The organism is Chromobacterium sp. ATCC 53434 (assembly GCF_002848345.1).
Taxonomy (GTDB): Bacteria; Pseudomonadota; Gammaproteobacteria; order Burkholderiales; family Chromobacteriaceae; genus Chromobacterium.
This window is the reverse complement of the sequence record NZ_CP025429.1, coordinates 923,054-936,274: the sequence shown is the minus strand read 5'-3', so window position 1 is coordinate 936,274 and position 13,221 is coordinate 923,054. Positions and strand designations below refer to the sequence as shown.

The 13,221-nt window shown below is 63.5% G+C and carries 12 protein-coding genes; 4 read left to right on the top strand and 8 right to left on the bottom strand.

Annotated features, from left to right (window positions below):
* Positions 1–2: 2 nt before the first annotated feature.
* The 8 genes from CXB49_RS04380 to CXB49_RS04345 all read right to left on the bottom strand — a co-directional run bounded on the left by CXB49_RS04380 (position 3) and on the right by CXB49_RS04345 (position 9,882).
* Entirely contained in the window at positions 3–848 is an 846-nt protein-coding gene (locus CXB49_RS04380) for a protein-glutamate O-methyltransferase CheR (protein ID WP_101707248.1), read from the bottom strand.
* Positions 849–872: 24 nt separating this feature from the next.
* A complete protein-coding gene (locus CXB49_RS24405; RefSeq protein WP_369826545.1) occupies positions 873–4,499 on the bottom strand; it encodes a methyl-accepting chemotaxis protein in 3,627 nt (1,208 codons plus the stop codon).
* Positions 4,500–4,563: 64 nt separating this feature from the next.
* Positions 4,564–5,061, bottom strand: a complete 498-nt coding sequence (locus CXB49_RS04370; RefSeq protein WP_101707247.1) for a chemotaxis protein CheW — start codon at positions 5,059–5,061, stop codon at positions 4,564–4,566.
* Positions 5,062–5,081: 20 nt separating this feature from the next.
* A complete protein-coding gene (locus tag CXB49_RS04365; protein WP_233492936.1) occupies positions 5,082–7,262 on the bottom strand; it encodes a chemotaxis protein CheW in 2,181 nt (726 codons plus the stop codon).
* A gap of 40 nt (positions 7,263–7,302) precedes the next feature.
* Entirely contained in the window at positions 7,303–7,668 is a 366-nt protein-coding gene (locus CXB49_RS04360; protein ID WP_101707245.1) for a response regulator, read from the bottom strand.
* Positions 7,669–7,832: 164 nt separating this feature from the next.
* A complete protein-coding gene (locus CXB49_RS04355; RefSeq protein ID WP_101707244.1) occupies positions 7,833–8,147 on the bottom strand; it encodes an STAS domain-containing protein in 315 nt (104 codons plus the stop codon).
* A 162-nt stretch (positions 8,148–8,309) separates the two neighbouring features.
* Positions 8,310–8,624 (bottom strand): STAS domain-containing protein, encoded by a 315-nt coding sequence (locus CXB49_RS04350; RefSeq protein ID WP_369826544.1) that lies wholly within the window; start codon positions 8,622–8,624, stop codon positions 8,310–8,312.
* Between the two features lie 64 nt (positions 8,625–8,688).
* Entirely contained in the window at positions 8,689–9,882 is a 1,194-nt protein-coding gene (locus CXB49_RS04345) for a PAS domain-containing sensor histidine kinase (protein ID WP_233492934.1), read from the bottom strand.
* Between the two features lie 141 nt (positions 9,883–10,023).
* On the opposite strand from CXB49_RS04345, the gene CXB49_RS04340 reads away from it, so the two are divergent.
* From CXB49_RS04340 to cheZ, 4 genes are all read left to right on the top strand, one after another.
* Positions 10,024–10,977: a chemotaxis protein gene (locus tag CXB49_RS04340; RefSeq protein WP_101707242.1), complete on the top strand. Its 954-nt coding sequence runs from the start codon at positions 10,024–10,026 to the stop codon at positions 10,975–10,977.
* A 42-nt stretch (positions 10,978–11,019) separates the two neighbouring features.
* Positions 11,020–11,961 (top strand): chemotaxis protein, encoded by a 942-nt coding sequence (locus CXB49_RS04335; RefSeq protein ID WP_101707241.1) that lies wholly within the window; start codon positions 11,020–11,022, stop codon positions 11,959–11,961.
* Between the two features lie 51 nt (positions 11,962–12,012).
* Positions 12,013–12,408 (top strand): chemotaxis response regulator CheY, encoded by a 396-nt coding sequence (gene cheY / locus CXB49_RS04330; protein ID WP_021478560.1) that lies wholly within the window; start codon positions 12,013–12,015, stop codon positions 12,406–12,408.
* Between the two features lie 179 nt (positions 12,409–12,587).
* Positions 12,588–13,211 (top strand): protein phosphatase CheZ, encoded by a 624-nt coding sequence (gene cheZ / locus CXB49_RS04325; RefSeq protein ID WP_255409606.1) that lies wholly within the window; start codon positions 12,588–12,590, stop codon positions 13,209–13,211.
* The last annotated feature ends 10 nt before the right edge of the window (positions 13,212–13,221 follow it).

Genomic DNA, 13,221 nt, shown 5'->3' with positions numbered 1-13,221 from the left:
CACTACTCCCCGCCGCCGTCGCGGGCCAGGCGGTAGGCCGTCCGGCCGCAGGCGGCGAAGGCGTCGGTCAAATGCATGATGTTCTCCGAATGCCCGAGCAGCAGCATCCCGTCAGGCTTCAGGCGCGTTTCCATCTTGGCCAGTATTTCCGCCTGGGTGGCGCGATCGAAATAGATCAGCACATTGCGGCAGAAGATCACGTCGAACACGCCGATGTCGGGCCAGACCGGCGCCACCAGATTGAACTGGAAGAACGACAAGGCGTTGCGCACCTTGGCCTTCAGCCTGACCTTGCCCTCGTTGCCGCCGGTTCCGCGGTCGAAATAACGCCGCAGCAGCGGAGCCGGCACTTTTTCGACCCGCTCGAGGCCGTAGACGCCGCGCGCCGCGTGCTGCAGCACATTGGTGTCGATATCGGACGCCGCCAGTTCGAAATCGCCGCCGCCGGGTTCGTTCCAGACCTCCAGCAACGTGATCGCGATCGAGTACGGCTCCTCGCCGGTGGAGGAGGCGGAACTCCATACCCGGAACGTTTCGCCGGCGCGGCGATGCCGGCCGGCATGGTCGCGCAGCAGGTCGAAATGGTGCGACTCGCGGAAGAAGGAGGTCAGATTGGTGGTCAGCGCATTGATGAAGTTCTGCCACTCCTCGACCTCGCCGCCATGCTGCAGCAGATCCAGATAATCGGAAAAACTGCGCAGTCCGCGCGAACGCACCCGCTTGGCCAGCCTGGCGTAGGCCATGTGGGTCTTGGAGTCGTTCAGCGATATGCCTACCCGCTGGTACAACATGTCCCTGACGCGCTTGAAATCGCTCTTGGTGAAGCTGAGCCCCGCCTCTTCCGCCATATCCGACTCCCGCCGCCCTTTCCGTCAGAACTCCTCCCACGCCCCGTCGCCGGAATCGCCCTGCGGACGGATGGGCTCTATCGCCTTCGGCTTGATCTGGTAGCTGCCGGCATGGTCGCCGCTCCGGGACGCCTGCGCCAGCGCGCTGGCCGCGCCATGGCCGGCCGGCGCGTGGACCGCCGGCGCGCCCCGGTGCGTCGGCGGCTTGCCGTGCAGCAGCTTTTCGTCCAGCTTGAACACGGCCACCGCGTCGGCCAGATAGCGGGCCTGTTCCTCCAGCGACTCGGCCGCGGCCGCGGCTTCCTCGACCAGCGCCGCGTTCTTCTGGGTGCCCTCGTCCATCTGGGTCACCGCCAGATTCACCTGCTCGATGCCGGAGCTCTGCTCGGCCGAGGCCGCCGAGATATCGCTCATGATGTCGGCGACGCGGCGAATCGACACCACGATCTCGTTCATCGTGCGGCCGGCCTCGTCGACCAGCCGGCTGCCCGACTCCACCTTGTCCACCGAGTTGCCGATCAGCGACTTGATCTCCTTGGCCGCCGCCGCCGAGCGTTGCGCCAGATTGCGCACCTCGCTGGCCACCACCGCGAAGCCCCGGCCCTGCTCACCGGCGCGCGCCGCCTCCACCGCGGCGTTCAGCGCCAGGATATTGGTCTGGAAGGCGATGCCGTCGATCACGCTGATGATGTCGACGATCTTCTTGGCGCTCTCGTTGATCTCGTTCATCGTCGACACCACATCGCCGACCACCTTGCCGCCGCGGGCGGCGATGTCCGACGCGCCGGTGGCCAGCGAATTGGCCTTCTTGGCGTTTTCGGCGTTCTGCTTCACCGTGCTGGTGATCTCCTCCATGCTGGACGCCGTCTCCTCCAGACTGGCCGCCTGCTGCTCGGTGCGGCCGGACAGATTGGCGTTGCCGGCGGCGATCTCCTTGGCCGCGGTGTTGATCGCGTCGGTGGAGTCCTTGATATTGGCGACGATCTCCTTCAGCCGCTCCACCGTGGCGTTGCTGTCGGTCTTCAATTGGCCGAACAGGCCTTCGTAGTCGGCGCTGATGGTCTTGGTCAAATCGCCCTTGGCCAGCGCGCCGAGCACGCCGGCGATATCGCCCAGCCCCCGGCTGGTCACGCCCAGCAACTGGTTGACGCCGTCGCCGAGCAGCTTGAAGAAGCCCTGCTTGCCGTCCACCTCGATGCGCTTGCCGAACTCGCCGGCGGAAGCGGCGCGGACGATCTCGGCCACCTCGTGCTCGATCTGCACCTCGCCGGTGCGGTCCTTCCACTCCACCACCGAGCCCAGCCGGCCGCCGTCGGAATCGAACACCGGATTGGCCACCAGCGCGAAGATGCGTCCGCCGACCGAGATCTCGGTACGATAGGTGGAGCGCAGGTTCGCCAGCAGCTCGCGCTGATGCGCCGGGTTCTTATGGAAGTCGTCTATGGTTGCGCCGATCAGCCGGCGCACGTCGAAGTTGGGCAGTTCCTTGCGCAGGTCCAGCTCCACGCCGCGCAGCATGTCGGTGACGCTGTGGTTCATATAAATGATGGTGCGATCGTTGTCGGCGATCATCACATTGGTGGTGCAATTGTCCAGCGCGCTGCGTATCCGCGCGTTCTCGCCGGCGACGCGGCGCTCCTCGGCCGCGCGGGCCTCGTTTTCGCTCTGCTGCCGCAGCGCCTCGGTATTGTCCTGCCACTCCACCACCGCCCCCAGCCGCTCGCCCTGGGCGTTGATGATAGGCGACAGGATCAGGCCGAAGGTGCGGCCGCCCACGCCTATCGTCGAGCGGTGGGTTTCCCTGACCTGCTGCAGCACGCCGTGCTGGTAGGACGGATTCTGGTGGAAATCGTCGATCTTGCTGCCCAGCAGACTGGACGAGGAAAAGCGCGGGATGTCGCGGCGGATGTCGGCCTCGGCGCGCTGGAACATCCTCAGCACCGACTGGTTGGCGTAGATGATGTGGTGGCTTTCGTCGGCGATCATCACATTGGTGGTGCACACGTCGAGCGCGCTGCGTATCCGCGCGTTCTCCGCCGCCAGCCGGCGTTCCTGCTCGGCGCGCTGCTCCGCCTCGCCCTGCAGCCGCAGCATCTCGGTATTGTCCTGCCATTCGACCACGTCGCCGAGCCGATCGCCCTTGGCGCCGAGTATCGGCGTCAGGATCAGGCCGAAGGTGCGGCCGCCGACATTGATGGCCGAGCGGTGCGTGCCGCGCACCTGCCGCAGCAGGCCGTGCTGGTAGGTCGGATTGCGATGGAAATCGTCTATGCTGGCGCCCAGCAGGCTGGACGAGGAAAAACGCGGGATGTCGCGGCGAATGTCGGCCTCGGCCTGACGGAACATTTCCAGCACCGCCTGGTTGGTGTAGATGATGCGATGGTCCTCGTCGGCGATCATCACATTGGTGGTGCACACGTCCAGCGCGCTGCGTATCCGCGCGTTCTCCGCCGCCGCGCGCCTGTCCTCGGCCAGCCTCGCCTCCTCGGCAGCCTTCTGCTCCAGCTCGCCGGTGGCGTCCACCCACTCGACCACCGCGCCCAGCGAGCGATTCTGCCGGTCGACGATGGGCGTCAGCACCAGGCTGAACGTGCGGCCGCCGACCTGGATGGCGCTGCGGTGGGTGCTCCTCACCTGTTGCAACAGGCCGCGCTGATACGCCGGGTTGCGGTGGAAATCGTCTATGCTGCTGCCCAGAATCCCCCTGGCGGAAAACTGCGGCAGATCGCGGCGGATGTCGGCCTCGGCCTGCTGGAACATGTCCAGCACCGCCCGGTTGGCGTACACCACCCGGTGCTCGGCGTCGGCGATCATCACATTGGTGGTGCACACGTCCAGCGCGCTGCGCACCCTCAGATTTTCCAGCGTGCGCTCCACCACGTCGCGCAATAGCGCGAACGGGCTGCCCCGGTCGCCTTCGCGGACGCGGAACTCGGTGCGCACCTCGCCGTCCGCCAGCTCGCGCAGCACCGCCGCCAGCACCTGCGGATCGCCACCGAACTGTCGCTCGGACGCGCGCGCCAGCAGCCACAGCAAGGACAACGCCAAGGCCAGCAGCACGCCGCCGGCCGTCCACAGCTCGCCGCCGGCCGAGCCGGCGCCGCCGAATCCGGCCTGCGTCAGCTTCAATGCCTGCTCGCCCTCGAAGCGGGCGTACTGGTTGACGGCGTCCTGGTATTTGAACGCCGCCGGCAGCAGCGTCGCGGCGACGAAACCATGCACTTCGTCGACGCGCCCGCCGGCCAGCAGCTGGCGATAGCCCGCCAGCTGATTGCGCAGCGCGGCGTCGTGATTGCGCGCGGCGTCCAGCAGCGGCTTGCCGTCGCTGGACACATGGGCCGACAAGCCGTTCAAGCGGCCGGTCACCGCGTCCAGCGCGTTCTCCATCTGCGGCTGCTTCGCCCGCTGCTGCGCCAGATCGTTGCCGCTCTGCAGCGCGGCCAACAGCCCCAGCAACTGGCCGGCGGCTTCCTGGGCGCGGCTGGCCTGCGCCAGCTGGCCGACCTGCACCGCCTGTCCGGCGACAAAATCGTCGGCGGCGCCCTGCATCCGGCGCTGCTGCGATTGCGCGAGGAACAGGACTGCCGCCATCGCCGCCGCCAGCAACCCGAACCCCAGGGCCAGCTGATGCCTGAACTTCATCTCGCTCATCTTGCGTCTCCCCATTCCGGTCCGGGACTCAGGGCCGGTTCACGACAAGATCGTGAACCGGCCGTCACACCCGGGCTGCCACATCGGTCAAAGCCATCTCGTCGCTGCTCATCAGCCGCTCGATATCGACGATGATGATCATCTGCTCCTCCACCGTACCCAGCCCCTCGATGTAAGCGGTGTCGACGCTGGCGCCGAACTCCGGCGGCGCCCGCATCGAATCCTTGTCCAGCTGGATCACGTCGGACACGCCGTCCACCACGATACCGACCGTCCGCTGGCTGACGTTGAGAATGATCACCACGGTGAATTCGTTGTACTGCGGCTCGCCCAGCCCGAACTTCAGCCGCAAATCGACAATCGGCACGATGCTGCCGCGCAGATTGATCACCCCCTTGATGAACTCCGGCGCGTTGGCGATGCGGGTCACCGTGTCGTAGCCGCGGATTTCCTGCACCTTCAGGATGTCGATGCCGTACTCTTCGCTGCCCAGCGTGAACACCAGCAACTCGCGCGCAGCCGCGCCCCTCGCCTGCACGTCGTTCAGGTTGTCGCCTTGCATGCCTCTCCCTTCGGGGCGGCTCACTCGACTACTCCGGCCGCCTGCTGGGCGGCCTGCTGCGCGGCCCGCTGGCCGCCACTGGCGCGGGCGATGGTTGATATGTCCAGGATCAGCGCCACCTGGCCGTCTCCCAGTATCGTGGCGCCGGACAAGCCGTCCACCTTGCGGTAATTGGTCTCCAGATTCTTGACGACGAACTGCTGCTGGCCGATCAGATCGTCGACCAGCAGCGCCACCCGGGCGTCGGAGGCCTCGACGATGACCAGGATGCCCTCGTCGGCCGCCGACTTGGCGCCCGTCACGCCGAAATAGCGCGCCAGCGTGACGATGGGCAGGTATTCGCCGCGGATGTGCACCACCTCGCCGCGGCCGGCCACCGTCTTGATCTCGCGCCGGGCCGGCTGCAGCGACTCCAGGATGAAACCCAGCGGCAGCACGTAGATCTCGCCGCCGACCCGCACCGACATGCCGTCCATGATGGCCAGCGTCAACGGCAGCCTTATGCTCATCGTGGTGCCGACGTCCGGCATCGAATCGATCTCGATGCGGCCGCCCATGTCCTGGATGTTGCGCTTGACCACGTCCATGCCGACGCCGCGGCCGGACACGTCGGTGACCTCGGCCGCGGTGGAAAAGCCCGCCTCGAAGATCAGTCCCCACACCTCAGGATCGGAAATGCCGTCCGGCACCGCCATGCCGCGCTCGCGCGCCTTGGCCAGGATGCGGTCGCGGTTCAGGCCGGCGCCGTCGTCGCTGACCTCGATCACGATGCTGCCGCCCTGGTGGAAGGCCCGCAGCGTCAGCCTGCCGGTCGGCGACTTGCCCTTGCCCTGCCGCTCCTCGGGGGATTCGATGCCATGGTCCAGGCTGTTGCGCACCAAGTGGGTCAGCGGATCGGACAGCTTCTCGATGAAGCCCTTGTCCAGCTCGGTGTTCTCGCCGACCATCTTCAGCTCGACCTTCTTGCCGAGCCGGCCGGCCAGATCGCGCACCACGCGCGGAAAACGGTTGAACACGAAGGCGATCGGCGTCATCCGGATCGACATCACCGCCTCCTGCAGTTCGCGCGAATTGCGCTGCAAGGCGCTGATGCCGTTCAACAGGCGCTCGTGCTCCACCGGATCGAGCTGGCTGCCGGACTGCATCAGCATCGACTGGGTGATCACCAATTCCCCGACCAGGTTCAACAGCAGGTCGACTTTCTCGATATTGACGCGGATTGAGTTCTCGGCGCCGGCGGCCGCCTTGTCCGGCTGGCGCGCCGCGGCGGCGGGCTGGGCGGAAACCGCCGGCTTGACCGGCTCCTCGGCGGACTTGGCGAGGCCCGGCGCCTGGGCGAACAGGCCGAAGCCGTCCCCCTCTATATCCTGATCCGGGCCGCCCGATGGCGCGGCGCCGGACGGCGCCAGCGGCTCGAACAGGCCGAAGCCGCCATCGGCGTCCTCCTCCAGGACCGGCGCCGCGCGGCCGGCCTCGGCGCTGTCGCCGGGCTGGAAAAAACCGAAGGCGCCGCTGTCCTCGACGCCCTGGTCGACGCTGATGCGGTATTGTCCCGGCGCCAGCATGAAGGCCAGCGACTCGGCCACTTCGGACGCCACCAGCGCCGAGGTGAACACCGCCACCCACGGCAACTCCTCGGCGGCCACGCCATCCTGCACCACGGTCAGATCGCCATGGACCTCCAGCGCGTCGAACACCTTGCGCGCGTCGACGCCGTCGACCGGCATCAACTCGATGAACAGCGTCCACAGCCGGCCGTCGCCGTCCGGTTCGCCCTCTGTCGCCGCGACCGGCTCGGCGTCCCCGCCGCCGCCGGCCGGAGCGGCGCCGTTCTCGATCTCGATCAGCCGCCGCTTCACCTCCTCGGCCACGGCGGGATCGGCCTCGCCGCCGCCCTTGTGCGCCGACAGCATGTCCAGCAGCACATCCTTGGACTGCAGGAACACGTCCACCATCGGCGCGGTCAGCGCCATGCTGCCCTTGCGCACCCAGTCGAGCAGGTTTTCCAGCACATGGGTCAGATCGGCCATGTCGGAGAAGCCGAACGTGGCGGCACCGCCCTTGATCGAGTGGGCGGCGCGGAATATCGCATGCAAGTCCTCGGACTCCGGACAGGACACGTCCATCGCCAGCAGCAGCGACTCCATGCTTGCCAGATGCTCGTCGGCCTCGTCGAAGAACACCTGGTGGAACTGCGACATATCGATTGCCACAATCGTCCCCCGGTAGCGGTGAAGGCGCTCAGCCGACCAGACGCTTCACGACATCGAGCAGCTTCTGGGGGTCGAATGGCTTGACCAGCCAGCCGGTGGCGCCGGCGGCGCGGCCCAGCGCCTTCATCTGGTCGCTGGACTCGGTGGTCAACATCAGGATGGGAGTGGCGTTGTACGACGGCTGCTTGCGCAGCGAACGGATCAGCGTCAGGCCGTCCATGCCCGGCATGTTCTGGTCGGTCAGCACCAGATCGAACTGCATCCCCTGCGCCTTGCTCAGGCCGGCATTGCCGTCCACCGCCTCGGCCACCTCGTAGCCGGCGCTCTTCAAGGTAAAACTGACCATCTGACGAATCGACGCCGAATCGTCCACCGTGAGGATTTTCTTAGCCATGGCATTCCCGCTATCAGTGCTTCCCGTTGTCACGACCACTGCCACTGCAAGCCCCGCCCATCCCTTGCCTTTTTACTGTGCCGGTCCGCCGACAAGCCTATCGACACAGCGCGCCCCGGCATTCGATCCTCTGCGCGCAAAGTCGGAAAACCTCGCCCAGGCCATCAAATCGGTTGGAAATTGAACTCCCGGAACAAGCCGACGGCCTCGAAAGCCTGTTTCACCTCCGGCTTGCAGTTGGTCAGCGTCAGCGAGGTCTTCTTCGCGCCGACCAGCCGCTCGCGGAACAGCAGCAGCATGCCCAGCGCCGAACTGTCCAGCGAGGGCACCTGCTCGAAATCGATGCGGACATCCTTCACCACCTCGTTTTCCAGCAACTCCTGGCTGGCTTGGCGAAACTCGCGGTGCAAATTGAAATCGAACGGGCCGATCAGCATCATGATTCCAATATCGCCGTCAAACTGGATAGTCGGTTTCATCGCGTACCCTCAGGCGTCCGCAGGCCGGCCGCCATGACCGGTCTGCTAGTGGAAACGCGGCGCGCGCCCAGGCTGCCGCCGCGCCGACCGCAGCCCGGCAGGCGCCGTGACAGGGACTCCGCGCCGGTTCCGGCCGCGGATGGAGAGCGGACCGCCCGCGCCTCAGCCGGCCGAGCGGATGGTGAACATCTTGTTGAAGCAGGCGATCTCGAATACCTGCATCACCGCCTCGTGGCAGTTCACCAGAATCATCGACTTTTTCTGTCCCGCGGCGCGCTCCTTCAGCAACAGCAGCATGCCCAGCGCCGAGCTGTCCAGAAAAGGCACCTGGTCGAAGTCGACATGAATCTCCTGCACAGTCCCGTTGTCCAGCAGCTCCTGGCTGGCCTGGCGGAAATCCCGGTGCAGGTTGAAGTCGAACTGCCCAATCAGAATCATCTTCCCGACATTCCCCTCGACTTTCACGATCGGTCTCATCGCAATCCTCGGCTTTCCAATAGACTCGCAGACAAATCGAACGGACAACGCGCAGCGCCCGGCGCTAACGCGGACACGCCGGCAATCGCAACTCGAAGCAGGCGCCGCCCGTCACCTTGTTGTAACAACGTACATCGCCTCCCAGCTCCTCCGCCACCTTCTTCACGATCGCCAACCCCAGCCCCGTTCCGCCTGGGCGCTGAGTGAAGAACGGTTCGAAAATCCGGTCCATGGCGGCGGCGTCCACTCCGGGCCCGCTGTCGTCGACCCGGAACACCACCCCGTCCGCCTGTTCGACGACCGCCAGTCCGATCCGGCCGCCGGCCGGCGTGAACTGCAGCGCGTTCTCCAGCAAATTGATCAACGCGCCCTGCAAAACCTTGCGGTCCACCAAGACCGTTATGGCAGAAATATCCGGCAGATTGCAATCAAAAAACACACCTTTGTCATGGCATTGCGGCGCCAGCGCAGGACAAACGTCATCCAGCAGGGCCGCCACCTCCACCATCTCCAGCGAGGACACCTGGCCGCGCACATAAGCCAGCATGTTCTGGATCAGCCCCTCCAGCGCCCGCATCCGCGCCAGACTCTTGTCGACGAAACGCGCCCGGTCTTCCGGCCTGGGAATGTCCTGCTTCAAGTTGGCCGTATACAACATCGCGCTGGCCAGCGGCGTGCGCAGCTGATGGGCCAGCGCCGCCGCCATGCTGCCCATCGACGCCAGTTTCTGCTGCTGCGCCAGTTCGCCGGTCAGCTGGTGCAAGCGGGTCACGTCGTGAATAAGCACAATGCGGCCACCGGAGGCTGGCAGCTCCTGATACTGCAGCGTCAGCCGGCTAATGCCGTCCGCATGCTCCAGTTCATAGGTGTCGTCCAGCTCGGAACGCTGCAGCCGGCTCAGCAAATCGGACCACATTTCACCTATATAACAGCCATTTAACAACGATTCGGCGGCCAGATTCTCGGCGATCACCCGTCCTTCCGGCCCCAACTCCACGACCCCGGCCGGCAAAACCTTGAGCAGCAGGCCCAGGCGCTCGGCCAGCGCCGCGTTCTCGTCGCGCTGTTTTCGCAACTGATTGTTGGCCTCGTCCAGCTGGGCGTTCAAGACATTGACCTGGACCTCAAGTTGCCTATACGCATCAATGAGTTGACTGGACACGACATTGAATTGCTCGAATGCCGCCGCCAGTTGCTGCTGATCCTTCAGGCTTGAAACCATAGTCGTCACCGCTTCACTGTCATTTGTAAAAACCACTTAAACGGTATGATAATGATCAGCTGACGGTCAGCCAACTTGCAGCCTGCCGGGCGGCAAGCAAAAAAAACCGGGAAAAACTCATACGTGGCGTATAAAGGGAAGTAGTGCGCCATTCCAAAAGATGCTGCGGAGGTTTCTGTGTCAGAGCTTCTCAAAAAAATCGACGCCAGAACCAAACTGGCGGGCACCAACAAGCTGGAAATCCTGCTGTTCTCATTGGGGCATGATCAGCGTACCGGTCGTAAAGAAGTTTTCGGTATCAATGTGTTCAAAGTGCGTGAAGTGATGCGCACGCCGGAAATCACCTCGGCGCCGGAAATGCCATCGTCGGTGGAAGGCATGGTCAGTCTGCGGGGCGCGCTGGTACCGGTGATCGACTTGGCCAAATACGCCGGCATCGTGACCAGCAGCCGGCCCGAAATCATGATCGTCACCGAATACAACGGTCACACCCAGGGTTTCCTGGTGGAAGCGGTGGATACGATTTTGCGGCTGGACTGGTCGGCGATGCGGGTGCCGCCCGACATGATCACCAACCGCATGGCGGGCCTGGTGACAGCCGTCACCGAGCTCGACAACGGCACGCTGGTGATGATGATGGACGTGGAAAAAGTGCTGGCGGAAACCAGCATCATCGACGACGGCCACAGCTTCATCAATATCGAACCGGTCAAGGAGGAGCGCCGCATCTTCTTCGCCGACGACAGCGCGGTGGCGCGCAAGCAGATCGAACGCACGCTGGAAGTGATGAACATCCGCTATACCTCAGCCATCAACGGCATGCGCGGCTGGGAAGACTTGCAGAAGATGGCGCAGCAGGCGGAAGCGGCCGGACGCAAACTGTCCGACGATCTGCATCTGGTGCTGACCGACGTGGAAATGCCGGAAATGGACGGTTATATGCTGACCAAAATGATCAAGAGCGATCCGCGCTTCGCCGGCATTCCGGTGCTGATGCACTCGTCGCTGTCCGGCTCGTCCAACCAGAAACTAGGCGAATCAGTCGGCGTAGACTCCTACGTCTCCAAGTTCGAACCGCAGAAGCTAGCCAGCAAACTGCGCCAGATGCTGAAACTGGAACCCAGCAGCTAACCACGGTCTTCACCAAGATTTTCAAGGGATAGGGATTACGACATGCCTAGCACCGACGCCTCCTTGCTTGCCAGTGTTGACGCCAGGACCAAGCTTGCCGGCTCCAACAAGATGGAGATTCTGCTGTTCTCGCTGGGAACGCGTGAGACATTCGGCATCAATGTGTTCAAGGTGCGTGAAGTCTCGCAGACGCCGGCCATCACCAAGACGCCCAATATGCCGTTCGGCGTCGAAGGCGTGCTGTCGTTGCGCGGCAACATCATTCCGGTGATCTCGCTGGCCAAGTTCATCGGCCATGATCACAACGAGAGCAAATTCGACACGATGATCGTCACCGAGTTCAACAAGAGTACCCAGGCCTTCCTGGTGGACTCGGTGGACCGCATCATCCGCGTCGACTGGGACAAGGTGCGCGCGCCCGAGAACATCATGGCGGCGGCCGGCACCAACCAGAACCTGATCACCGCCGTCACCGAGCTGGAAAACGGCAAACTGGTCTCCATCCTGGACGTCGAGCAGATCCTGGCCAGCGTCGTCGGCGAGCCGCGGCTGCCGGACGTGCCGACCGCGCAGATGGAAAGCGACCAGTACATTTTCTTCGTCGACGATTCGGTGGTGGCTCGCAAGGAAATCACCGGCGTGCTGGAAAAGATGGGCATCAAGTTCCAGCAGGCGACCAATGGCCGCGAGGCCTGGGACAGGCTGCAGGTGCTGGCCGGCCGGAATTGGGCCGAGGGAGAATGCCTGCACGACTACCTGAAAATCATTTTGGTCGACGCCGAGATGCCGGAAATGGACGGCTATGTACTGACCAAGCTGATCAAATCCGATCAGCGCTTCAAGGGCATTCCGGTGATCATGCACTCGTCGCTGTCGTCCAACGCCAATCGCGCGATGGGCTCCAGTGTCGGGGTGGATTCCTACGTTGCCAAGTTCGACCCGGGCGTACTGGCAGAAACTTTGATTCCATTCCTGCAAAGGTAGTCGCTACAATGTGCGCCTTGATGGAACATAGATAATTCAGGATATACCTCGATGTCAGACAAGAATATGCGATTCCTGGTCGTGGACGACTTCTCCACCATGCGCAGAATCGTCCGCAACCTGCTGAAAGAGTTGGGTTTTACCAACGTCGACGAGGCCGAAGACGGCCAGGTCGCGCTGCATAAGCTAAAAACCCAAAGCTTCGACTTCGTCGTCTCCGACTGGAACATGCCCAATATGACGGGCATCGAGCTCCTCAAAGCAGTGCGGGCGGATCCCCAGCTGAAGCATCTGCCGTTCATGATGATCACCGCCGAGGCCAAAAGAGAAAACATCATCGAGGCGGCCATGGCGGGTGCCAGCGGCTACATCGTGAAACCGTTCACCGCTGCCACCATGGAAGAGAAAATGAGCAAAATCTTCCAGAACATGAACAAGCCAGCCTGAGCATCGCGCAAGGTTGCCCGCATTTGCATTGAGGAGGATTGAACGTGCCGGACCATATTATGGACAGCGGAGACTCGCCGGAGCTGGAGGAGCTGTTCAACAGCATCGCCCAACAGCAAAATAGCGAACCCGAACCGCCCGCCGCAGCCGCCTCCGCAGACCAAGAGGCTGGCGCAAAATTGTTCTCGAGCGAGACCAGTCCTTCGACGATGTATGAACATATCGGACAGATGACCCGCAAGATGCACGACGCCCTGCGCGATCTGGGCTACGACAAGTCGCTGGAAAAAGTGGCTGAAACCATTCCGGACGCCAAGGACAGGCTGGCCTATATCGCCACGCTGACCGAAAACTCCGCCGAGCGGGTGCTGAACGCCACCGACATCGCCAAGCCGTTCCAGGACAATCTGGAAAGCCAGGCCATCGCGCTGAGCCAGCGCTGGGAAAAGTTGTTCGCCAATCTGCTGAGCATCGAAGAGTTCAAAAACCTGGCGGCGGAAACCCAGCAGTATTTGAAAGACGTGCCCAATCAAACCCAGGCAACCAATGCCCAGCTGCTTGAAATCGTCATGGCCCAGGATTTCCAGGATCTGACGGGTCAAGTGATCAAGAAAATGATGGGCATGGTCAAGATTCTGGAAACCGAGTTGGTCAGTTTCCTGATCGAGTTCTCCCCCGATGAGAAAAAGGGAGAGCTGAATACCAGCCTGCTCAACGGCCCGGTCATCAATCCGGAAGGCCGGACCGATGTGGTCAACAGCCAGCAGCAAGTGGACGACCTGCTGGAAAGCCTGGGCTTCTAAAGCAACGCAA